Consider the following 22,486-nt stretch of genomic DNA (forward strand, 5'->3'; position numbering starts at 1 on the left):
CTCAGACCCCCACCTCGACGGGCAGCCCGGCCTGGCGCCACTCCAGCATCCCGCCCTCGAGCCGCCGGGCGGCCCGGCCGGAGGCGCGCAGCAGCCGCACGGCGTCGGAGGCCATGACGCACCAGGCCCCGCGGCAGTAGGCCACGACCTCCCGGTCCGGTCCCAGGTCCGCCAGGACGGCCTCGACCTGGTCGAACGGGACCGACCGGGCGCCCTCGATGTGGCCGGCGCGGAACTCCTCGGCCGGACGGACGTCGAGCAGGACGACCTCGTCGGCCGCGAGCCGTCGCAGCAGCTCGTCCCGGTCCACCTCGTCGACGTCCCCCTGCACGTCGTCGCCCAGGTAGGCGGACAGGGCGCGGTCCACGTCGGCCGAGTGCTCCTGCGCCACCGTGCGCAGGGACGCGTACAGGTCGAGCACGTCGTCGCCGGCCAGGCGGTAGTGGACGCGCGGCCCGTCCTTGCGGGTGCGGACCAGGCTGGAGAGCTTGAGCACCTGCAGGTGGGCCGAGGCGGTGCTCACCCCGAGCCCGGCCTCCCGGGCCAGGGCCTCCACCGTGCGCTCGCCCTGGGAGAGCAGGTCGACCAGCTCGAGGCGCTTGGCGCTGGCGAAGGCCTTGCCCACCACCGCCAGGCGGTCGAAGAGGTCCTGCTTCTTCTCGTCCATCCGTTCCTCCAAAGATCGTTGGAAGACCGTATCAACGGGTGGACCCTCACCCAAGTCTGGGAGAACGGTGGGAGGACGGCGGTGGTACCCCCGACGGGACTCGAACCCGCACTGGGCCCATTTTAAGTGGGCTGCCTCTGCCGGTTGGGCTACGGGGGCGCCGTCAGGATAGCCCCGCGGCCCGCCGTACCCGGGCCAGGACGTCGTCGAGCATGTCCTCGGTCAGGGTGCCGGTGAAGGTGTTCTGCTGGCTGACGTGGTAGCTGCCGAGCAGGCGGACCTCCCGCCCCTCGGGGGTGCGCAGGAGCACCTCGGCGCCGTGCCCGAACCGTGGACGGGGACGGGGCACCTGCCACCCCACCGCCAGCGCGGCGCGCAGGAAGGCCTCCCAGCCGATCCCGCCCAGCGCCATGACGGCACGGACGGTGGGTCCGGCCAGCTGCAGCTCGCGCTCCAGCCAGCCGGCGCAGGTGGCCCTCTCCAGGGGCGTGGGCGCGTTGCCCGGTGGTGCGCAGTGCACGGCTGCCACCATCCGCAGGTCGGTCAGCTGCAGCCCGTCACCGGCGTGCGTGCTGTCCGACCGGGTGGCGAAGCCCGCCCGGTGGAGGGCGGCGAAGATCCAGTCGCCGGAGCGGTCGCCGGTGAACATCCGCCCCGTCCGGTTGGCGCCGTGGGCCGCCGGCGCCAGCCCGACGACGAGCACGGGGGCCGCGGCGGGACCCAGGCCCGGGGCGGGACGGCCCCAGTAGGGCTGGTCGGCGAAGGAGGCCCGCCGACCCACGGTGGCCACCTGCTCGCGCCAGGCCACCAGCCGCGGGCAGGCACGGCACACCGAGACCCGGGCGTCCAGCTCGGCCACGTCCCGGGCCCCGGCGGCCAGGCGTCGCACGCCGGCCGCCGAGCGGGCCGACCTCGTCGTCGCGGAGGCCGGATCCCCCGGCCAGCCGGTGCCCGGCGGGACGGGGGACGTGAACGGCTGCCCCGTGACGGGATGGGGACGGGGCCCGGGGCGGGGCGGTGGCACCGGCACGACCCCTCAGGCCTGCGAGAGGGCGATGCCGTCGAGGATGTCCGTCTCCGAGGCCCGCACCGTCGCCAGCCCGGCGTCGTGCGCGACCCGCTGCACCACGGTCCGCCACACCAGGGCTCCGGCCCCGATGACGTCGACCCGGCCGTCGTGCATGTAGGGCAGGGCCCGACGTCGTTCCCGGGTCATGAGCAGCAGGTCGGTGCACGCGTCGACGACCTGGTCCACGGGCACCTCGGCGCCGTGGATCCGGTCCCGCTGGTAGGCCGGCAGGTCGAGCGCGTGGGCCGTCACGGTGGTGACCGACCCGGCCAGCCCGACGAGCGTGCCGACGTCCGCGAGGTCGACGTCCTCGGCGACGTCCTGGACGGCCCGGACGATCTCCGAGAGGGCCGCCCAGACCTGGTCCTCGGTCGGCGGGTCGTCGTGCAGGTGACGCTCGGTCACCCGGACGCAGCCGAGGTCCACCGACCGGGCCGCCTCGACGGTCGTGGTGCCCCGGACCAGCTCGGTCGACCCTCCGCCGATGTCGACGACCAGGTAGGGGCCCGGGGCCCCCGCGGCGCGCAGGTCCCCGGTGGCCCCGGCGAACGACAGGACCGCCTCCTCCTGCCCGCTGACCACCTCCGGACGCACGCCGAGGTCGCCGAAGGCTCCCGGACGCCGTCGACGAACTCGTCGGCGTTCCGCGCGTCCCGCGAGGCGGACGTGGCCACGAACCGCACGCTCTCGCAGCCCGCGTCCCGGCACAGCGCGGCATACTCGCGCGCCGCGGCCAGCGTCCGGGCCATCGCGGGGGCCGAGATGCGCCCGGTCGCGTCCAGCCCCTCGCCCAGGCGGACGATCTGCAGCTGCCGGGTGATCTCGTGCAGCGCGGGCGTCCCGTCCGTCTCCTCGTGGAGGTCGGCCACGAGCAGTCGGATCGAGTTGGTGCCGCAGTCGACGGCACCGACCCGCCTCACCGGGGCTCGTCCTCGACGGGCAGGTGCGGCACCGTGGGATCCTCGCCGTCGTCGTCCCCCTCCTCGCCGCGGGTCTCGTCCTCACCCGCCGACGGGGACCTCTCGGACGCGTGCGCCCCGTCCCCGTGGTCGAGGGGGTGGTGGCGCCGGCAGGTGTCCTCGACGCCGGCCCGCCGCTCGTCGCTCTCCTCGTCGCTGACCAGCGCGCCGCAGCAGCCGTTCTCCCACCAGTCGGGCAGGGCCTCGATGGCCTCGTCGCCCAGCGGGTTGACCCCCGGACCCGCCGCGAGCGCGTGCGCGACGAGGACGTGCAGGCACTTGACCCGGTTGGGCATGCCCCCGGCGCTGATGCCGGCGATCTCGGGCACGTCGGCGAGGTCCTCGCGCCGGCGCAGGTAGTCGTCGTGCGCCTGGGCGTAGGACCAGCGCAGGGCGTCGTCCTCCTGGAGCCGGTGCGACATCTCCTTCATCATGCCGCTGCTCTCCAACGTGGAGATCGCCCCGGTCAGGCAGGGGCAGGTGGCGTAGTACGTCGTGGGGAAGGGGGTGCCGTCCGGGAGGCGGGGCTCGGTGCGCACCACGGTGGGGCACCCGCAGGGGCACCGGTGCGCGACGGAGACCACGCCGCGGGCGGGGCGTCCGAGCTGTCGCTCGATGACGCGCAGGTCCTCCTCGGTGGGGGTCTCGTCGAGGGTGGTGCGGTCGGGCTTGCTCATGGCTCCTTGGTCTCCGGAAGGCCCTCGTTGGCGATCCTCACCGACGCCCAGACCTGGCCGTACCACGGGCTGTCCGCGAGGACCTCGTCGCTGACGGGAGCCATGCCGGGCAGCGCCTCGGTGTAGTCGGTGCCGGTGTCGTCGACGACGGTGAAGGCGGTCTCGCCCTCCCGGACGAACCGGAGCCGCTCACGCGCCTGCTGCTCCACGTGGTCCTCGTCGTCCCAGAGGGCGAGCTCCTGCTCGAGGGCGGTGATCTCCTGCTTCTCGGCCTCGACCTGCTGCTCGGCGGCGCTGATCTCCGCCCGCTGGCGCAGGTAGCCCGAGAGCACGGGGGCGACGACCAGCCCCATGAGCACCACCAGCACGACCAGCGTCAGCAGCCGGCGCACGTGCGCCGGCGCGTGCCGGTAGGACGCCGCGGCCGAGGAACCGGCGCCGGCGACGGCCCGTGCCCCCGGCCGGTGGCCGGGGCGCCGGGTCGCCGGGGCCCGTCCGGGCCGGGGCGCCGGTGAGCGCCGGTCGCGTGGACCGCGCGCGCTGCTCATGGCGGGGGCTCTCCTCGTCTCGGCGTGGGGTCGTCGTCGTTCAGCGTAGGCCGTCCGTGCCCGGATCAGGGGCAGGTGGGGCGGGCCGTGCGCCGGGACTCAGCCCTGGGGGCGGAAGCGGGGGAAGGCGCCCGCACCGGCGTACAGGGCGGCCTCGTCGAGCTCCTCCTCGATCCGCAGCAGCTGGTTGTACTTGGCGACGCGCTCGGACCGGGCCGGCGCACCGGTCTTGATCTGCCCGCAGTTGGTGGCGACCGCCAGGTCGGCGATCGTCACGTCCTCGGTCTCCCCGGAGCGGTGGCTCATCATGCAGCGGAAGCCGTTGGACTGCGCCAGCGTGACCGCGTCGAGGGTCTCGGTGAGCGAGCCGATCTGGTTGACCTTGACGAGGAGGGCGTTGCCGGCCTTCTCCTCGATGCCACGGCGCAGCCGGGTGGGGTTGGTGACGAACAGGTCGTCGCCGACGAGCTGGACCCGCTCGCCCAGCCGCTCGGTGATCTGCTGCCAGCCCGCCCAGTCGTCCTCGTGCAGCGGGTCCTCGATGGACACGAGCGGGTAGGCGTCGACGAGCTCGGCGTAGTAGTCGGTCATCTCGGCCGCGGTGCGCGTGGACCCCTCGAAGGCGTAGGAGCCGTCCTCGTGGAACTCCGAGGCGGCCACGTCCAGCGCGAGGGCGATGTCGGGACCGACCTCGTAGCCGGCCTTGCCGATGGCCTCGACGATGAGGTCGAGGGCGGCCCGGTTGGACTCCAGGTTCGGGGCGAAGCCGCCCTCGTCGCCCAGGCCGGTGGCCAGGCCGCGCTCCTTGAGCACCGCCTTGAGGGCGTGGTAGACCTCGGCGCCCCAGCGCAGCGCCTCCCGGAAGGACCCGGCCCCGATCGGGGCGATCATGAACTCCTGGATGTCGACGTTGGAGTCGGCGTGCGACCCGCCGTTGAGGATGTTCATCATCGGTACGGGCAGCACGTGCGCGTTGGGGCCGCCCACGTAGCGGAACAGCGGCAGCCCGGCCGAGTCGGCGGCGGCCTTGGCCACGGCGAGGGAGACGCCGAGGATCGCGTTGGCGCCGATCTCGCCCTTGTTGTCGGTGCCGTCCGCGGCGAGCATCTCGGCGTCGACGAGCCGCTGCTCGGAGGCGTCGAACCCCAGGAGGCGGGGCTCGAGGTCGTCCATGACGGCCTGCACGGCGGCCTCGACACCCTTGCCCAGGTAGCGGCTCTCGTCGCCGTCGCGGCGCTCCACCGCCTCGAAGGCGCCGGTCGAGGCACCCGAGGGGACGGCGGCGCGGGCGACGGTGCCGTCGTCCAGGCCGACCTCGACCTCCACGGTCGGGTTGCCCCGGGAGTCGAGGATCTCGCGGGCGATGATGGCGTCGATGACGGCCATGAGGCTCTCCTTGCTTCGTCGGACCAGCGGTCGTGGGGGGCCCGGGCGGGTCACCGGGCGGCGGTCCCGCTCCGAGCCTATCCCCGGTCGGGGGCGGCGGGCGCCTCGGCCACCAGGTCGGCCAGCGTGCGTCGCAGGGCGGCGGCGGCATCCACGTCGACGTCGTGCAGGTCGAGCACCTCCTCCAGCAGCAGCGCCCCCGGGTCACGCCCTTCGAGCCGGGCCGCGGTCCACCCGCGCAGCCAGGAGGCGTGCCCGGCCCGGCGCAGCCGGGAGGCGACCTTCGTCGCGCGGGCGAGCTCGGGCATACCCGTGGGGATCCCGTCGAGGACACCCTGACGGCCCGGCTTCGTCCTGTTCTCCTGGGCCTTGAGCTGCTCCCAGCGCGACTCCACCTGGGCGGCGTCCAGGTCCTCCCCGCCCCCGGGGGCGAACACGTGCGGGTGCCGGTGCACGAGCTTGTCGACGAGGCCGGCGGCCACGTCGTCCACGTCGAACGGCTCCTGCCCGTGCTCCGCGGCGACCCGGGCGTGGAAGAGCACCTGCAGCAGTACGTCGCCCAGCTCCTCGCGGGCGTGGTCCCGGTCGGCGCCGTCGTCGTCGAGCCGTTCGAGGGCCTCCACCGCCTCGAAGGCCTCCTCGACGAGGTACGGCGTGAGGCTGGCGTGGGTCTGCCGGGCGTCCCAGGGGCACCCGCCCGGGCCGCGGAGCCGGTCCATCACCGCGACCGCGTCGAGCAGCCGGGCCCCGGGGACGTCCCAGGACGCCACGAGCAGCTCCAGCACGGGCGGGTCCTCCTCCGGCAGCGCCACGGCGAGCGCCTCGGACAGCCCCGGGTCCCCGTCGGCGGAGCCGAGCCAGACGACCGTGCCGTGCCGGGCCACGAGCGAGAGCAGCAGGTCGGCGAGGTCGCCGGGAGAGGGTGGCGCCCCCGACCTCTCGGGCCGGACCGGGCGGACGTCCACCCCGGCGGCGGCGACCCCCGCCGGATGGGGGGCGGTGGGGTCGGCCGCCACGACGTGGTCGGCCGAGCGCAGCGCGTCCCAGGCGTCGGCCGAGAGCAGCCCGGGAGCGACCCGGGGGCTGGCCAGCAGCAGGGTCAGCCGGCGGTGTCGAACCGGATCCACTCGGGCACCTCGGGCACGACGCCCCCGTTGTCGACGTCCCAGTCGCCGTAGCGCGGGTTGACCTCGACGTCGACGGCCGCCAGGTCCTCCTGGGTGACCGCCTGGGCACGCTGGACGACCTCGGCCATCTCGGGGTCCTGCATGATGGCGGGGTCGCCGAGCCGCAGCTGGTACTGGCGCGAGGTGGCCGCGGCGAGGGTCGCCGGGCCGGGGTCGTCGACGCCGCCGGCCGAGAGGACCTTGCGGACCTGGTTCTCGGACAGGTCGGCCGGGGACCCGGCGAAGACCTCCTCGAGCAGGGGCAGCAGGGCCAGGTCGGCGACGACCTGCTGGGGGCCGGCGGGCTGCTCGGCGGCCTCGTTGAGCTGGGCGGTGGCCTCCTGCAGCTCGGCCACGCTGAACTCCTGGCCGTTGACGCTGACACCGGGGTCGGAGCCGACGCCGGAGCAGCCGGCCAGGGTCAGGGCGGCGGTGAGGGCCAGGGCGGGAAGGGCACGCGAACGCTTCACGCGCGCCATCATCGCACGAGCACCGCAGGGCCCGGCCAGCCCGTCACCCGCCCTGGCGGGCCGCGGCGGCGACGTCGTCGAGGAGCACCGCCCACACGAGCTGGCTGGCCCACTCCAGGATCTCCCGGTCGCGCAGCGGCCTGCCCCCGACGCGGGCCGTCGTCGGGGCGGGGACGAGGATCTGGCGCAGGGCGGGCTTGATGATCGTCCCCGGGTAGAGCCGGTTGAGCCGCAGCTGCTGGCTGTCGCGCAGGCCCTCGACGGGTGCCAGGCGGATCATCTTGCCCTGGACTCCGATGTCGGCGATCCCCGTGGCCCGCGCGACCGTCCGCAGCCGGGCCACCTCCAGCAGGGTCTGCACCGGGGCCGGCGGCTCGCCGTAGCGGTCCACGAGCTCGGCCCGGATCTCGGCGAGCTCGTCCTCGTCCTTGACCTGGGCGAGCTTGCGGTAGGCCTCCAGGCGCAGGCGCTCCCCCGGCACGTAGTCGTGCGGCAGGTGGGCGTCGACGGGCAGTTCGATCTTGACCTCCGCGGGCGCCTCCTCGCCCTCGCCCTTGAAGCTGGCGACCGCCTCGCCGACCATCCGCACGTAGAGGTCGAAGCCGACACCCTCGATGTGGCCGGACTGCTCCCCGCCGAGGAGGTTGCCCGCCCCGCGGATCTCGAGGTCCTTCATGGCCACGGCGATCCCCGACCCCAGGTCGGTGTTGGCCGCGATCGTCTGGAGGCGGTCGACGGCGGTCTCGGTCAACGGCTTCTCCGGCGGGTAGAGGAAGTAGGCGTAGGCGCGTTCCCGGCCGCGGCCCACCCGTCCGCGCAGCTGGTGCAGCTGGGAGAGCCCGAGCAGGTCGGCCCGCTCGACGATGAGGGTGTTGGCGTTGGAGATGTCCAGCCCGGTCTCCACGATCGTGGTGCAGACGAGCACGTCGAAGCGACGCTCCCAGAAGTCGACGACCACCTTCTCCAGCTTGTGCTCGCCCATCTGGCCGTGAGCGGTCTCGATCCGCGCCTCGGGCACGAGGTCCCGCAGCCGGGCGGCCGCCTTCTCGATGGTCCCGACCTTGTTGTGGATGTAGAAGACCTGGCCCTCGCGCAGCAGCTCACGACGCACGGCCGCGGCGATCTGCTTCTCGTCGTAGCCCCCGACGAAGGTGAGCACCGGGTGCCGTTCCTCCGGCGGGGTGGCCAGGGTCGACATCTCCCGGATGCCGGTGACCGCCATCTCCAGGGTGCGCGGGATCGGCGTGGCGGACATCGCCAGGACGTCGACGTTGGTCCGCAGGGCCTTGAGCTGCTCCTTGTGCTCGACGCCGAAGCGCTGCTCCTCGTCGACGACGACGAGCCCCAGGTCCTTGAAGCGCACCGAGGAGCCCAGGAGCCGGTGGGTGCCGATGACGAGGTCGACCGAACCGTCCGCGACGCCGGCGACGACCTCCTTGGCGTCCTTGTCGGACTGGAAGCGCGACAGCGCCCGGACCGTCACGGGGAACTGGGCGTACCGCTCGGCGAAGGTCTCGTAGTGCTGCTGCACGAGCAGGGTGGTCGGCACGAGGACCGCCACCTGCTTGCCGTCCTGGATCGCCTTGAACGCCGCCCGCACCGCGATCTCGGTCTTGCCGTAGCCCACGTCGCCGCAGATGAGCCGGTCCATCGGCACCGACTTCTCCATGTCCGCCTTGACCTCCTCGATCGAGGAGAGCTGGTCGGGCGTCTCGGTGAAGGCGAAGGCGTCCTCGAGCTCGCGCTGCCAGGGGGTGTCCGGGGCGAAGGCGTGGCCCACGGTCGCCTGCCGGGCGGAGTAGAGCCGGATCAGCTCCGAGGCGATCTGCTTGACGTGCTTGCGGGCCCGGGCCTTGGTCTTCTGCCAGTCCGAGCCGCCGAGCCGGTTCAGCGAGGGCGCCTCGCCCCCGACGTACCTGGTCAGCTGGTCCAGCTGGTCGGTCGGCAGGAAGAGCCGGTCCGGCTGGCCGTGCCCGCGCGGCTTGGACGTGGCGTACTCGAGGACGACGTACTCGCGGGTGGCTCCCTGGACCGTGCGCTGGGCCATCTCGACGAACCGGCCGACCCCGTGCTGCTCGTGCACCACGAAGTCCCCGGGGCGAAGGGCCAGCGGGTCGACCTGCTGTCGCCGGCGGGACGGCATCCGGCGCATGTCCTTGGTGGAGCCGGCCGCCGAGCTCTGCCCGGTGAGGTCGGCCTCCCCGACCACGACGACGCCGCTGCCGGTGAGGGCGAAGCCCCGCCCGACCCATCCGCAGGTGACGGTGACGACGTCCTCGACGACGGCGGCGGAGTGGTCCTCGGGCAGCTCGAGCAGGAGCCGGTGCGGCACGTCCTGCTCGCCGAGCACCTCGGCGACCCGGCGGGCCATCCCCGCCCCGTCCAGGCTCAGCAGGACCCGGCGCCCCTGCTCCAGCCAGACGCGCAGGTCGCGCCCGACGGCCTCCCGGTCGCCGCGGTAGGCGTCCACGGGCGTGCTGGGCACGACCAGGGTCCGGACGCCGTCGTCCCCGCCGTCGTCCGCCAGCCCGGCCAGCTCGGCGTCGGCGACGAACGCGGTCAGGGACCACCAGGGGCGGCCGCTGGTCAGGGCGTGCCCCCGCATCTCGGCGAGCGACCAGGAGGAGGCGGTGCCCAGCGCCTGCTGCAGGTCGATGGGGGCGGCCCCGTCGGCGGTGGCGGCCGCGGCCCAGCTGGCCTGGAGGAACTCCTCGCTGGTGGCCACGAGGTCGTGGGCCCGGGTGCGCACCCGCTCGGGGCCCAGCACCACCACGCGCGACCCGGCCGGGAGCACGTCGACGAGCGTCTCCATCCCGTCGACGAGGACGGGGGCGAGGGACTCCATCCCCTCGACGGCGATCCCCTCGGCCACCTTGGCGAGCAGGTCGGCAGCCCCCGGGAGGCTGCCGACGAGGGCGGCGGCCCGCTCGCGGACCGCGTCCGTGAGCAGCACCTCCCGGCAGGGGGGCGCGTACAGCCCGTGCTGGGCGATCTCCAGGGACCGCTGGTCGGCGACCTTGAACCACCGGATCTCCTCGACCGTGTCCCCCCAGAACTCCACCCGGACCGGATGCTCCTCGGTGGGCGGGAAGACGTCGAGGATGCCGCCACGGACGGCGAACTCCCCCCGGCGCTCGACCATGTCGGTCCGGGTGTAGGCGGCGCCCGCCAGCGCCTCCACCACCTCCGCCAGGGGTCGGTCGTCCCCGGCCTGCAGCCGGACCGGGGTCAGCTCCCCCAGCCCCTTGACGATCGGCTGCAGCAGGGCCCGCACGGAGGCCACGACCACCTGCACCGGGCCGGCCTGCGGGTCGGTGGGGTCCGGGTGCGCCAGGCGCCGCAGGGTCGCCAGCCGCCGGCCCACCGTGTCCGACCGGGGGCTGAGCCGTTCGTGCGGCAGGGTCTCCCAGCTGGGGAACCCGGCCACCGACGTGCCGCCGTCGGGGAGCAGCTCGCCCAGGGCGGTCACCAGGTCGTCGGCCTCGCGCCCGGTGGCGGTCACGGCCAGGACGGGGGTCTGGTCGGCGCGTGCCAGCGCGGCCACGAGCGCCGGGTGGGCCCCGGCGGCGAGGGAGACGTCGACGGCCGGGGCGCCCTCCCGGGCGGCCTCCAGGACCTCCCCGGTCGCCGGGTCGGCGCACAGCAGGTCCACGACGGGTGACAGGTGCATGGTGGGTCCTTCGCCGGGAGCGAGCGTGTGGGGCCGGGAGGACGACCCGGCGGTCGTCCAGTCTAGGTGGCATGCTGGGGCCGGGCCCCGGGGCGTCCGCGGTGGACGCCGGCAGGAGGGGCCAGGGAGGATCTTCGACGTGCTGACCCGTCTCGTGCCCGCCCGGTGGTGGCGGACCTGGTATGCCGTGCTCGCGGCGCTCGTGCTCGCCCTGGGGGTGACCGGGGCCGCCCCGGCGGGCGCCGAGGAGCCGGTCAACCTCCCGGGGCCGGTGCACGACCCCGCCGACGTGCTCTCCGAGGCGGAGGAGGAGACGGCGGCCGAGGAGATCTCCCGGCTGCGGGAGGAGACCGGCCTGCAGCTCTTCGCCGTCTTCGTCGACCGGTTCACCGACGGCGGCCAGGAGGTCGACGGCCCGACCTGGACCGAGCTGACGTCCGCGGCCTCGGGCATGGGCACCGGCGACCTCGTCCTGGCCGTCGCCGTGGACCAGCGCCAGTACGCCGTGGGCGACGTCGGGTCCACCCTGCCGCCGCAGACCGTCGAGACGGTGCAGCTGCAGGACATCGAGCCCCGGCTGGCGCAGGACGACTGGGCCGGGGCCGTCGGCGCCGCGGTCGACGGCTTCGCCCGGGAGTACGCCGGCGGCGGCTCCGACGGGGGCGGTGGGGTCGTCGTCCCCGACGACGAGCCGGTCCACCAGCCACCTCGGGCGGGCTGGGCAGCGGGCTCGGGACGCTCTTCTTCGCGGCCCCGGTCCTGCTCGTCGCCGGCGCAGGCGTGATGTCCCGGATGGGGAAGAAGAAGCGGCGACCGTCGCAGGGCGTCCCCGTCCCCGCGTCGGCGCAGGAGGTCTCCCTGTCCGACCTGCAGCGGCAGGCGGCCGAGGCGCTCGTCTCGACGGACAACGCCGTGCGCTCGGCCGAGGAGGAGCTGGCCTTCGCCGAGGCCCAGTTCGGCGCCCAGCGCACCCAGCAGTTCCGGGGGGTGCTGGAGCAGGCGAGGGCCTCGACCAAGGAGGCGTTCTCGCTGCGGCAGCAGCTCGACGACGACCAGAAGGAGCCGGAGGACGTCGAGCGCAGCATGCTCGCCCGCATTCTCGAGCTGACGGGCACGGCCCGCCGGGCGCTGGACGAGCACACCCAGGAGTTCGCCACGCTGCGCTCGCTGCAGGACCGGGCGCCGCAGTTCCTGGACGAGCTGGCCGGACGGCTGGCCGAGACCCGCGACCGGTTGCCGGTGGCCGACCAGGAGATCCGGGGCCTGGCCGCACGGCACCCCGCCCAGGCCCTCTCGACCGTGCACGAGCACCGGCAGCAGGCCGGTCGCCTGCTCGAGTCCGCCGACGGCTTCATCGGCTCTGGCCGGCAGGCGCTGGAGCGGGACGACCGGGCCTCCGCGGTCGCGGCCGCCCGGGCCGCCGAGGAGTCGATCGGGCAGGCCAGCGTCCTGCTCGACCAGATCGCCCGGGCCGACGAGGAGCTGGCCGGCTCGGCCGAGGAGCTCTCCCGCCGGATCGCCTCGATCACGGCGGACCTGCAGGACGTGTCCCGGCTCGCCCCCCGGGAGCCGGTCGTCGCCCAGGCGGCCGACCGGGCGCGCAGGGCCGTGGAGAAGGGGCAGGAGGCACGCTCCTCCGGCGATCCCCTCCGGGCCCTGGCCGAGCTGGACGCCGCGGAGAACGACCTGGACACCCTGCTGGCGCCGCTGCGGGACGCCGAGGCCCACACGAGCCGGATGCGGGAGAACTTCACCCAGCGCGTGGCCCGGGTCGGAGCGCGGCTGCGCAGCATCGACGAGACCATCTCCACCCGTCGCGGGGCGGTCAGCAGCGGTGCGCGCACCCGGATCTCCGAGGCGCTGCGGATCTTCGACGAGGCCCAGCGCGTCGCCCAGGACCCTGCGACCGCGATGGGCCTGCTGACCCGGGCCGAGCAGCTCGGGGAGCAGGCGCTGACCGAGGCCCGCAACGACCTGGACAGCTGGGGCGGCTTCGGCGGCCCGGGCACCCGTCGCGGGGGGATCGACCCCCTGTCGGTCATCCTCGGCGGCATCCTGCTCGGCGGAGGCGGAGGCGGAGGCGGCCACCGGCACAGCGGCGGCTGGGGCGGCGGCGGGTTCTCCGGCGGCGGGAGCTTCGGGGGCGGAGGCTTCGGGGGCGGAGGAGGAACCTTCAGCGGAGGCCGGTTCTAGAGCCACGGCACGACCACACGATTCACCACGACCGCCGCAGGGCGGAGAGGAAAGGAAGTCGAGCATGACCCAGAAGCAGACCATCCTCGGACGGATCAGCCAGCTGGCGCGGGCGAACATCAACTCGCTCCTGGACCGGGCCGAGGACCCGGAGAAGATGCTGGACCAGCTCATCCGCGACTACACCAACAGCATCGCCGAGGCCGAGGAGGCGGTGGCCCAGACCATCGCCAACGTCCGGATGGCCGAGTCCGACCTGCAGGCCGACCGTGAGGCCGCCGCCGAGTGGGGCCGCAAGGCGTCGGCCGCGGCGGCCAAGGCCGAGCAGATGCGCTCGGGCGGCGACCCGGACGGTGCCTACAAGTTCGACAACCTGGCCCGGGTGGCGCTCAAGCGGCAGATCCAGCACGAGAACGACGTCCAGGCCGCCGAGCCCGCCATCGCCCAGCAGAACTCCACCGTCGAGCAGCTCAAGGACGGCCTGCGCACGATGAAGACCAAGCTGGAGGACCTCAAGGGGCGGCGGAGCACGCTGGTGGCCCGGGCCCGCAGCGTCGAGGCGCAGAGCAAGGTGCAGGACGCGATGTCCTCGATCGACGTGCTCGACCCCTCGAGCGACCTCGCCCGGTGGGAGGACAGCATCCGCCGCGAGGAGGCCCTCGTCCAGGGGCGGGCGGAGGCCCAGTCGACCCGGCTGGAGGACCAGTTCGCCGAGCTGGAGGACCACGGCGCGGACGCCGAGGTCGAGGCCCGGCTCCAGGCGCTGAAGAACCAGCAGGGCTGAGCGGGGCGCACCCCGCCACGGCAGGCAGGACCCCGCAGCCACCGGCTGCGGGGTCCTGCCGCGTCAGCGGGAGTGGTGGCGCTGCTGGGCGGCCTCGAGGCCGAGGTGGACCAGGTCGGTGACCGCGTCCTCCCCGTCCCCCACGAGCAGCTGGACCTCCTCGCGGTCCCGGGCCGGGAAGTCGGACAGCACGAAGTCGGCCGGGTCCTGACGCCCGGGGGGACGGCCGATGCCCAGCCGCACCCGCAGGTAGTCCCGGCTGCCCAGGGACCCGCTCACCGAGCGGAGGCCGTTGTGCCCGCCCTCGCCGCCGCCGCGCTTGAGCCGGACCACCCCGGGGTCGAGGTCCAGCTCGTCGTGCACGACGACGACCTGGTCGAGCGGGACCTTGTAGAAGCTGCGCAGCCCGGCCACCGGCCCTCCGGAGAGGTTCATGTAGGTCGTCGGCCGGGCGAGGACCACCCGCGGACCGGGCAGCCCGCCCGGGAGCGTGCCCAGCCTGACCTCCGCGGCCGTGGCACCAGGCACCTTGTGCCGGCGCAGCCCTGCCCCGGCCTGCTGCGCCAGCCGGTCGACCACCATGGCGCCGACGTTGTGCCGGTTGCCGGCATACCCGGGACCGGGGTTGCCCAGGCCGACGACCAACCAGGGTGCCTCCATCGGGGGGAACTCCTCTCGTGCGTGCACGGCCATGGCCACGTCCCCGCGCTCGGCGGGCGACGTGGCCATGGTCTACGGGCGGGCGGGAGCCGGTCGGCTCACTCCTCGGAGGAGGCGCCCTCGCCCTCCTCGGCACCCTCGGCCGGGGCCTCGGCGGCCTCCGCGGAGGCGGACTCCTCGTCGGACTCCTCCTGCTCGATGCCGGCCTCGGCCTCGGCCTCGGCCAGCTCGGCCTCCAGGGCCTCCTCGGACATGGCCTGGGAGACGTTGACCACGAGGGCCTCGGGGTCGGTGACCAGGGTGACGCCCTCGGGCAGCTCGACCTCGCCGGCGTGGATCTGGGTGCCGGCCTCCAGCCCCTCGACGGAGACGGTGAACACCTCGGGGATGTGGGTCGCCTCGGTCTCGACGGTCAGCTCGCCGTGGTCGACGGTGACGATCGTCTCCGGGGCGGCCTCGCCCTCGACGTGGACGACCACGTCGACGGTGACCTTCTCGCCCTTGCGGACGATGACGAGGTCGACGTGCTCGATGAAGCGCTTCACCGGGTCGCGCTGCACGTCCTTGGCCAGCGCGAGCTGCGTCTGCCCCTCGATGTCGAGGCTGAGCACGGCGTTGCTGTGCTTGAGCGCCATCATCGTCTCGTGGCCCGGGAGGGTGAGGTGGACGGGGTCGGTGCCGTGGCCGTAGAGGACGGCGGGCACCTTGTCGGCCCGGCGGATGCGGCGGGCCGCGCCCTTGCCGAACTCGGCGCGCTTCTCGGCGGTGATGCGGATCTGGTCAGCCATGCGGGAGGACTTCTTCCATGAGGGAGGCGGGTGGGACGGGCCTCGACGCGGGACACGGCACGGGCATCGCGGAGGCGCCGGCACCAGCCCGTCGTGCGGGCGGTGCGACACGCTTCGTCGAATCACGGCCACCGCAGACCATGCGGTGTCCCTCGCCGAGGCAACGCCCGGGAGTCTACCGTCTGCCCGGAGAGGGGGGAAATCCCTGCGGAGGACGGGTGGGCTCAGGCCTGGCCGTCGAACATGGAGGTGACCGACCCGTCCTCGAAGACCTCCCGGATGGCCCGGGCGACCAGCGGGGCGATCGACAGCTCGGTGACCTTGTCCAGGGCCCGGGCCTCCTCCGACAGCGGCAGGGTGTCGGTGACGATCACCTCGGTGGCCACCGAGTTTCGCAGGCGCTGGACGGCCGGGTCGGAGAAGATCGCGTGGGTGGCCGCGACGACGACGCCCTTGGCCCCGTCGGCCATGAGCGCGTCGGCGGCCTGGGTGATGGTGCCGCCGCTGTCGATCATGTCGTCCACCAGGACGCACATCCGCCCGGCGACCTCGCCGACGACCCGCTTGGCGACCGACTGGTTGGGCCGGGTGATGTCGCGCGTCTTGTGGATGAACGCCAGCGGCACCCCGCCGAGGCGGTTGGACCAGTACTCCGCGACCTTGATCCGGCCGGCGTCCGGGGAGACGACGGCCAGGTCCTCGCCGGCGTACTTCTCCTTGACGTAGTCGGCCAGGATCGGCAGGGCCATGAGGTGGTCGACGGGCCCGTCGAAGAACCCCTGGATCTGGGCGGTGTGCAGGTCCACGGCCATGAGCCGGTCGGCCCCGGCGGTCTTGAACAGGTCGGCCATGAGGCGGGCCGAGATCGGCTCGCGGCCGCGGTGCTTCTTGTCCTGGCGCGCGTAGCCGTAGAAGGGCAGCACCACGGTGATCCGCTTGGCCGAGGCCCGCTTGAGCGCGTCGACCATGATCAGGTGCTCCATGATCCACTCGTTGACCGGGGCGGCGTGGCTCTGGATGACGAACGCGTCGCACCCGCGCACCGACTCGTCGAAGCGCACGTAGATCTCGCTGTTGGCGAAGGCGTAGGCCTGGGTCGGCACCAGCGAGGTGTCCAGCTCCTCGGCGATCGACTCCGCCAGCGCGCGGTGGGCCCGCCCGGTGAAGACCATGAGGTTCTTCTCGGGGGTGCGGTGGATGCCGGTCATCAGCTCTCAGCTCTCCTGGGTGGGGGTCGGGTCGGCGGCGCCGTCGGGACGGGTATGCGGTGAGGCCGCCGGCGGCGGGACGTCCCCGGCGTCCTCCTCCCGGGCGAGGGCGTCCTCGGCGGCCCGGGCGGTGGCGGTGCCGGCCCGACGGCGGGCGACCCACCCGTCCACGTTGCGCTGCCGGCCGCGGGCCACCGCGATCTGCCCCGGCCCCACCCGGCCCTCGATGGCCGAGCCGGCCGCCACGTAGGCACCGTCGGCGATGTCGACGGGGGCGATGAGCACCGAGTCCGACCCGACGAAGCTGTGCCGGCCGACCGTGGTGCGGTGCTTGGCCACCCCGTCGTAGTTGGCGAAGATCGTGCCGGCGCCGATGTTGGCGCCCTCGCCGATGGTCGCGTCCCCGCAGTAGGTGAGGTGGGGCACCTTCGCACCGGCACCGATCCGGGCGTTCTTGGTCTCCACGAAGCCGCCGATCTTGCCGTCGCGCCCAGCTCGGTGCCGGGACGCAGGTAGGAGAACGGGCCGACCGAGGCGCCCTCGCCGACGACGGCCAGCTCGGCCTGGGTGCGCACCACGCTGGCCCGGTCGCCCACGACCGTGTCGGTCAGGGTGGTGTCCGGGCCGACGACGGCCTCGCTGCCCACGGTGGTGGCCCCGAGCAGCTGCACCGCGGGCCGCAGCACGGTGTCCCGGCCGATCGTCACGTCGGCGTCGATCCAGGTGGTGGCGGGGTCCACCACCGTGACACCCTCGCGCATCCAGTGCTCGACGGTGCGGCGGTTGAGCTCACGGCCCAGCTGGGCCAGCTGCACCCGGTCGTTGACGCCCTCGGTCTGCCAGAGGTCCTCGACCAGGTGGGCCGAGACCCGTCGACCCTCGTCCCGGGCGATCGCGACGACGTCGGTGAGGTACTTCTCCCCCTGGGCGTTGTCCGTGCCCACCCGGGCCAGCGCCGACCGCAGCAGCGCGGCGTCGAAGGCGTAGATGCCGGAGTTGATCTCCCGCACGTCGACGACGTGGGACCACTCGTCGCCGGCCTCCCGGTGCGCGAGGGCGTCCTTGAACTCCATGATGGCCACGACGTCCCCGGCGTCGTCCCGCACGACCCTGCCGTAGGACTTCGCGTCCGGCAGCTCGGCGGTGATGACGGTGACCGCCGCGCCGCTGCGCTCGTGCCGCTCGGTGAGCTCGCGCAGGGTGGACCCGGTGAGCAGGGGCACGTCGCCCATCGTCACCAGCACGGTCCCCTCGAGGTCCTCGGGCAGGGCCTCCAGGCCGCACTCGCAGGCCCGGCCGGTGCCCTTGACCTCGTCCTGGTCGGCGACCAGGGCGTCGGCGTCGAGCTCCTCGACGTGGGCGGCCACCCGGTCCCGCTCGTGCCGGACCACCACGGCCAGGTGGCGGGGGGCGGCCTGCCGGGCGGCGTGCAGGGCGTGCCCGAGCAGGGTGCGACCGCCGATGCGGTGCAGGACCTTGGGGGTGGTTGACTTCATCCGGGTGCCTTCGCCGGCGGCCAGGACGATGACGGCGGCAGGGTCGTGTGAGGTCACGGGCACGACTGTACCCGTGGCTGCGGCACGGCCGATCGGGCTGTTGGCATGATGGACCGGTGACCTCCCCCGCTCCCAAGAACGCCGCCCGCAACCGGATGACGGGGCCGCAGCGCCGTCAGCAGCTCATCGAGGTGGGGCGACGGCTGTTCGCCGAGCGGGGGTTCGAGGGCACGACCGTGGAGGAGATCGCCGCCACCGCCGGGGTGTCCAAGCCGGTCCTCTACGAGCACTTCGGCGGCAAGGAGGGGCTGTACGCGGTCGTCGTGGACCGGGAGATCCAGGCGCTGCTGGGGCAGATGACCGAGGCCCTGACGAAGGAGGGGGCGCACGCCCGCGCGCTGCTGGAGGCGGCGGCGATGGCCCTGCTGGACTACATCGAGAACTCCACCGACGGGTTCCGGATCCTCGTGCGCGACAGCCCGCCCGGACAGTCGACCGGGTCCTTCGCCAGCCTCATCAGCGACATCGCCAGCCAGGTCGAGCACATCCTGGCCGCCGAGTTCAGGCGCCGGCGGCTCGACCCCAAGACCGCACCCCTGTACGCCCAGATGCTCGTCGGCATGGTGGCCATCCCCGGCGGGTGGTGGCTGGACTCCCGTCGGATGAAGAAGGAGGACGTGGCCGCCCACCTGGTGAACCTCGCCTGGAACGGCCTCTCCGGCATGGAGGCCCGGCCCGCGCTCCGGACGGTCAGGGCCCGGAGGGAGTAGACCTGCGGCCGGACCACTAGGCTGGTGCGGTCCTCGCGGACGTTCCCCGGTTGCTCTGCTGGCAGGGGCCGCCTGACTTTGAATCAGGACTAGCGACGCAGGTTCGATTCCTGCCCGGGGAGCCGTGCACGGCCCTACTACAGTGGTCGCCATGGGTGAACCGGAGCGGGACGGCCCCGACCGGGACGAGGTCGACCGCATCGTCGCGGCCTGGCGTCGCGAGCGGCCCGACCTCGACGTCGCCCCGCTCGAGGTGCTCTCCCGGGTCTCCCGCCTGGCCCGGCACCTCGACCTCGCCCGCCGGGAGGCCTTCGCCGGCCGCGGGCTGGAGTCGTGGGAGTTCGACGTGCTCTCCGCCCTGCGGCGCGCCGGGGAGCCCTACCGGCTCACCCCGACCCAGCTGGTCCGCCAGACCCTCGTGACCAGCGGCACCATGACCAACCGGATCTCCCGGCTGGCCGAGCGGGGCCTGGTCGAGCGCACCACGTCCGAGGCCGACCTGCGCTCGGTCCTCGTCCGCCTGCGCCCGCCGGGCGGGACGTCGTCGACGGTGCCCTGGAGGAGCTGGTGGCCGGCGAGCGGGAGATCCTCGCCGCGCTTCCCCCGGCCGAGCAGGCCGACGTGGCCACGGTGCTCAAGCGCCTGCTCCGGCCCTTCGACGACCGCTGAGGGGCCCTTCCCCGGCACCCTCGGGCACGTCCCCGACCACCCGCCCACCACCCCCTTGCGCTGAACGCACGTTCAGTCCTAGGCTGACTGCATGTTCAGTCAGCCTCCCGCCTCGGCCCGGGAGCGCATCCTCACGGCGGCCGTCGACCTGTTCGGCCGCCACGGCGTCCGGTCGACGAGCCTCAAGGTGATCGCGGCCGCCGCCGGGGTCTCCCCCGCCCTGGTGATCCACCACTACGGCACCAAGGACGGGCTGCGGGAGGCGTGCGACGAGCACGTGGTCCGCACGATCAGGGAGGCCAAGACAGGGGCGATGGCCGACGGTCCGGGCATGGACCTGGTCACGCTCGTGGCCGGCATGGACGACGCCCGGCCCATGCTGCGCTACCTGGCCCGGGTGCTCGTCGAGGGCAGTCCCCACCTGGACGCCCTGCTGGACGACCTGGTCGACGACGCCCTGGAGTACACCGCCGAGGCCGAGCGCAGCGGCGTGGTCCGCCCGACCGCCGACCCCCGGGGCCGCATGGTCGTGCTGACCCTGTGGTCCCTGGGGACGCTGGTCCTGCACGAGCAGCTCCACCGGCTCCTGGGCGCCGACCTGCTGGACGACGGGGGCGACCTGCTGCCCTACCTGCGTCCGGCCGCCGAGATCCTCACCTCCGGCGTGCTGACGCCGGAGGCCCTCACCACCCCTCCGAGGCCCCTCATGAGCTCCGCACCCGTCATCCGCACCGAGGGACTCGTCAAGACCTTCGGCTCCACCCGTGCGCTCGACGGCCTCGACCTGCAGGTCGAGGCGGCGAGGTCCACGGCTTCCTCGGCCCCAACGGGGCCGGCAAGTCCACCACCATCCGCGTGCTCCTCGGCCTGCTGCGGGCCGACGGCGGCACCGCCCGGCTCTTCGGGCAGGACCCGTGGGACGAGGCGGTCGGGCTGCACCGGCGGCTGGCCTACGTGCCGGGCGACGTCGAGCTGTGGCCCAACCTCACCGGCGGCGAGGCCATCGACCTGTTCGCCCGGCTGCGCGGCACCCCCGACCGGGCCCGTCGCGACGAGCTCGTCGACCGCTTCGACCTCGACCCGGGCAAGAAGGCCCGCACCTACTCCAAGGGCAACCGGCAGAAGGTCGCGCTCGTCGCCGCGCTCGCCTCCCCGGTCGACCTGCTCCTGCTCGACGAACCCACGGCAGGGCTGGACCCGCTCATGGAGGTCGTCTTCCAGGAGTGCATCCGCGAGGCCCGGGCGCAGGGCACCACGGTCCTGCTCTCCAGCCACATCCTGGCCCAGGTGGAGGTCCTCGCCGACCGGGTCTCCATCATCCGCGCCGGCCGGGTCGCCGAGAGCGGCACCCTGCAGGACCTGCGGCACATGTCCCGCACCACGGTCGTGGCGACCGTGCGACGTCCCGCCGACGGGCTCGCCGACCTCCCCGGGGTGCATGCGCTCGAGCGCTCCGGCGACCAGGTCAGGCTGGACGTCGACGGCGACCGGGTCGAACCGGTCCTGCAGGCCCTGGCCGGTCTCGGCGTCACCGCCATCGTGGCGCACCCCCCGACCCTGGAGCAGCTGCTCATGCGGCACTACGGCGACGGGCCCACCGCCGACGAGGACGCGGAGGTGGCCTGAGATGGGGACGACGACCACCCGCCACCGCCAGGACCGCGCCGCCGACCCGGTCCTGGAGGACCGACCGGACCGGCCCACGACGGGCACCGGGACGCTGGTCCGGCTGATGCTGCGGCGGGACCGCATCAAGCTGCCCGCCTGGGTCGGTGGGCTGGGGCTGTTCATGGTCTACCTGGGGGCGGCCCTGCCCCAGCTGGCTCCGACGGAGGCCGACCTGGCCGCCGTGACCCCGATGGTGCAGCAGCCGGTGGGCCGGCTCTTCACCGGTCCCGCCTACGGGATGGAGGACCCCACCCACGCCAGCTTCTTCGCCGCCGGCTACCTGCTCTACCTGCTGCTCCTGGCCGCGCTGATGAACATCATGCTGGTCACCAGGCACACCCGGCTCGAGGAGCAGAGCGGGCGTTCGGAGCTGGTGCGGGCCGACGTGGTCGGCCGTCAGGCGCCGCTCACCGCGGCGCTCGTCGTGGCCGTCGTGACCAACCTGCTGGCGGCTGTCGTCGTCGGCGCTCTGGCCGTGGCCAACGGCTGGCCGGTCGCCGGGTCGGTCGTCGTGGCGGCCGCCGTCGCGCTGGTCGGGCTGGCCTTCGCCGGGATCACCGCGGCCGCGGCCCAGCTGAGCGCCTACTCCCGGGGCACGGCCGGGCTGGCCGGTCTCGTGCTCGGTGCCGCGTTCGCCCTGCGCGCCCTGGGCGACATGGTGGCCGTCGGCGGCAGCGCCCTGTCCTGGACCTCCCCCCTCGGCTGGGCCGCCCAGTCGGCGCCCTACGTGCTCGACCGGTGGGGGCCGCTGCTGCTCCTGCTCGCCCTCGCGGCGGCCACGACCGTCCTGGCCTACGCGCTCCAGGGCCGCCGGGACCTCGGGGCGGGCCTGCTCCCGCCACGGCGCGGGCACGAGCGGGGCGGACCGTCCCTGGGCACCCCGTGGGGCCTGGCCCTGCGGCTGCAGCGGGCTCCGCTGCTCGCCTGGGGCTCGGCCGCGGTCTTCCTCGGGGTGATCGACGGGGCCTTCACCCAGGTGATGCTCGACTCCGCCGACGCCCTCCCGGCCGAGATGCAGGCCATGTTCGGGGCCGAGCAGATGACCCTGGGCTACATCGCCTTCCTGTCGGTCTTCAGCGCGATGCTCGCCTCCGCCTACGTCGTGTACGCGGTGCAGTCGCTGCGCGCGGAGGAGGCGGCCGGGCGCGCCGAGCTCGTGCTGGCCACGCCCACGAGCCGGGCGGCCTGGGCCGGGGCGCACCTGGCCGTGGTGGCGCTGGGGGCGACGCTGATCATGCTGGTGACGGGGGTCCTGACCGGCGCGGCGGCCGCGGCCGTCACCGGGGACGGGTCGCTGACCTGGGACAGCACCCTGGCGCACCTCAACCTCGTGCCCGCCGTGCTCGCCGTCCTCGGCCTGGTGGCCCTGCTGCACGGGTGGGCCCCGGTGCTGCTGGCGCCGGTCGGCTGGGCCCTGGTGGGCCTGGTCGTCTTCGCCGGCACCTTCGCGGCCCTGCTCGACGTGCCGCAGGCGGTCGTGGACCTCTCGCCGCTGAGCCATCCGGCCCAGGTGCCCGTCGAGGCGGTGCAGATGACGCCGCTGCTCGTGCTGCTGGGGCTGGCCGTCCTCGGCGTCGGCCTCGGGCTGGTCGGCCTGCCACGCCGCGAGGTGGCCGGACGGTCCTGACCGGTCGCCGC

16 protein-coding genes, 2 tRNA genes and 5 pseudogenes are annotated in these 22,486 nt (G+C 74.2%); 9 read left to right on the forward strand and 14 right to left on the reverse strand.

What is annotated here, in order from left to right:
• Position 1 precedes the first annotated feature (1 nt).
• The 10 genes and pseudogenes from BJF81_RS05580 to mfd form a co-directional block, all read right to left on the reverse strand.
• Entirely contained in the window at positions 2-667 is a 666-nt protein-coding gene (locus BJF81_RS05580) for an ArsR/SmtB family transcription factor (RefSeq protein ID WP_075957473.1), read from the reverse strand.
• 82 nt (positions 668-749) lie between these two features.
• Positions 750-826 (reverse strand) — tRNA-Leu (locus tag BJF81_RS05585).
• Between the two features lie 4 nt (positions 827-830).
• Positions 831-1,691, reverse strand: a complete 861-nt coding sequence (locus tag BJF81_RS05590; RefSeq protein ID WP_075957643.1) for a uracil-DNA glycosylase — start codon at positions 1,689-1,691, stop codon at positions 831-833.
• Positions 1,692-1,703: 12 nt separating this feature from the next.
• A pseudogene (locus BJF81_RS05595) lies at positions 1,704-2,656 on the reverse strand (Ppx/GppA phosphatase family protein).
• Complete coding sequence (locus BJF81_RS05600) at positions 2,653-3,372, reverse strand: DUF501 domain-containing protein (protein ID WP_083664014.1); 720 nt, start codon at positions 3,370-3,372, stop codon at positions 2,653-2,655. Before BJF81_RS05600 ends, BJF81_RS05595 begins: the two are co-directional and overlap by 4 nt.
• On the reverse strand, positions 3,369-3,920 hold the full coding sequence (locus BJF81_RS05605; protein ID WP_075957474.1) for an FtsB family cell division protein: 552 nt from the start codon (positions 3,918-3,920) through the stop codon (positions 3,369-3,371). Before BJF81_RS05605 ends, BJF81_RS05600 begins: the two co-directional genes overlap by 4 nt.
• 99 nt (positions 3,921-4,019) lie before the next feature.
• On the reverse strand, positions 4,020-5,306 hold the full coding sequence (gene eno / locus BJF81_RS05610) for a phosphopyruvate hydratase (protein WP_075957475.1): 1,287 nt from the start codon (positions 5,304-5,306) through the stop codon (positions 4,020-4,022).
• 77 nt (positions 5,307-5,383) lie between these two features.
• Positions 5,384-6,433, reverse strand: coding sequence for a MazG family protein (locus BJF81_RS05615; protein WP_075957476.1), 1,050 nt, complete (start codon positions 6,431-6,433; stop codon positions 5,384-5,386).
• Positions 6,406-6,942 (reverse strand): hypothetical protein, encoded by a 537-nt coding sequence (locus BJF81_RS05620; protein WP_141337333.1) that lies wholly within the window; start codon positions 6,940-6,942, stop codon positions 6,406-6,408. The genes BJF81_RS05615 and BJF81_RS05620 overlap by 28 nt, the downstream gene beginning before the upstream one ends.
• Before the next feature lie 43 nt (positions 6,943-6,985).
• Entirely contained in the window at positions 6,986-10,612 is a 3,627-nt protein-coding gene (gene mfd / locus BJF81_RS05625; RefSeq protein ID WP_075957478.1) for a transcription-repair coupling factor, read from the reverse strand.
• Between the two features lie 139 nt (positions 10,613-10,751).
• Here mfd and BJF81_RS05630 point away from each other — a divergent pair, with 139 nt between their 5' ends.
• The 3 genes from BJF81_RS05630 to BJF81_RS05640 all read left to right on the forward strand — a co-directional run bounded on the left by BJF81_RS05630 (position 10,752) and on the right by BJF81_RS05640 (position 13,589).
• Complete coding sequence (locus BJF81_RS05630; protein ID WP_075957479.1) at positions 10,752-11,396, forward strand: TPM domain-containing protein; 645 nt, start codon at positions 10,752-10,754, stop codon at positions 11,394-11,396.
• A gap of 8 nt (positions 11,397-11,404) precedes the next feature.
• The gene (locus BJF81_RS05635; RefSeq protein ID WP_143780684.1) at positions 11,405-12,805 is read left to right on the forward strand and encodes a hypothetical protein; all 1,401 of its coding nucleotides are present in this window, start codon (positions 11,405-11,407) and stop codon (positions 12,803-12,805) included.
• 64 nt (positions 12,806-12,869) lie between these two features.
• Positions 12,870-13,589, forward strand: a complete 720-nt coding sequence (locus BJF81_RS05640; RefSeq protein WP_075957481.1) for a PspA/IM30 family protein — start codon at positions 12,870-12,872, stop codon at positions 13,587-13,589.
• Positions 13,590-13,652: 63 nt separating this feature from the next.
• Here the strand turns inward: BJF81_RS05640 and pth are convergent, their stop codons facing one another.
• The 4 genes and pseudogenes from pth to glmU form a co-directional block, all read right to left on the reverse strand.
• Positions 13,653-14,249 (reverse strand): aminoacyl-tRNA hydrolase, encoded by a 597-nt coding sequence (gene pth, locus BJF81_RS05645; RefSeq protein ID WP_075957644.1) that lies wholly within the window; start codon positions 14,247-14,249, stop codon positions 13,653-13,655.
• A 98-nt stretch (positions 14,250-14,347) separates the two neighbouring features.
• Positions 14,348-15,037, reverse strand: a complete 690-nt coding sequence (locus BJF81_RS05650; RefSeq protein WP_075957482.1) for a 50S ribosomal protein L25/general stress protein Ctc — start codon at positions 15,035-15,037, stop codon at positions 14,348-14,350.
• Between the two features lie 224 nt (positions 15,038-15,261).
• Entirely contained in the window at positions 15,262-16,245 is a 984-nt protein-coding gene (locus BJF81_RS05655; protein WP_075957483.1) for a ribose-phosphate diphosphokinase, read from the reverse strand.
• A gap of 6 nt (positions 16,246-16,251) precedes the next feature.
• Positions 16,252-17,798 (reverse strand): annotated as a pseudogene (glmU, locus tag BJF81_RS05660) (bifunctional UDP-N-acetylglucosamine diphosphorylase/glucosamine-1-phosphate N-acetyltransferase GlmU).
• A gap of 98 nt (positions 17,799-17,896) precedes the next feature.
• Between glmU and BJF81_RS05665 the strand changes: the two are divergent.
• The 6 genes and pseudogenes from BJF81_RS05665 (at position 17,897) to BJF81_RS05690 (ending at position 22,475) form a co-directional block, all read left to right on the forward strand.
• Positions 17,897-18,511, forward strand: coding sequence for a TetR/AcrR family transcriptional regulator (locus BJF81_RS05665; RefSeq protein ID WP_075957645.1), 615 nt, complete (start codon positions 17,897-17,899; stop codon positions 18,509-18,511).
• Positions 18,512-18,554: 43 nt separating this feature from the next.
• Positions 18,555-18,633: transfer RNA gene (locus BJF81_RS05670), tRNA-Gln, on the forward strand.
• Between the two features lie 29 nt (positions 18,634-18,662).
• Positions 18,663-19,180, forward strand: a pseudogene (locus BJF81_RS05675) (MarR family winged helix-turn-helix transcriptional regulator).
• A gap of 91 nt (positions 19,181-19,271) precedes the next feature.
• Positions 19,272-19,841 (forward strand): annotated as a pseudogene (locus BJF81_RS21370) (TetR/AcrR family transcriptional regulator); the annotation flags it as partial.
• Positions 19,842-19,886: 45 nt separating this feature from the next.
• A pseudogene (locus tag BJF81_RS05685) lies at positions 19,887-20,806 on the forward strand (ABC transporter ATP-binding protein).
• 1 nt (position 20,807) lies between these two features.
• Positions 20,808-22,475 (forward strand): ABC transporter permease, encoded by a 1,668-nt coding sequence (locus tag BJF81_RS05690; protein ID WP_083664016.1) that lies wholly within the window; start codon positions 20,808-20,810, stop codon positions 22,473-22,475.
• Positions 22,476-22,486 lie beyond the last annotated feature (11 nt).

It is taken from the genome of Ornithinimicrobium sp. CNJ-824 (assembly GCF_001942405.1).
Taxonomy (GTDB): domain Bacteria; phylum Actinomycetota; class Actinomycetes; order Actinomycetales; family Dermatophilaceae; genus Ornithinicoccus; species Ornithinicoccus kibberensis.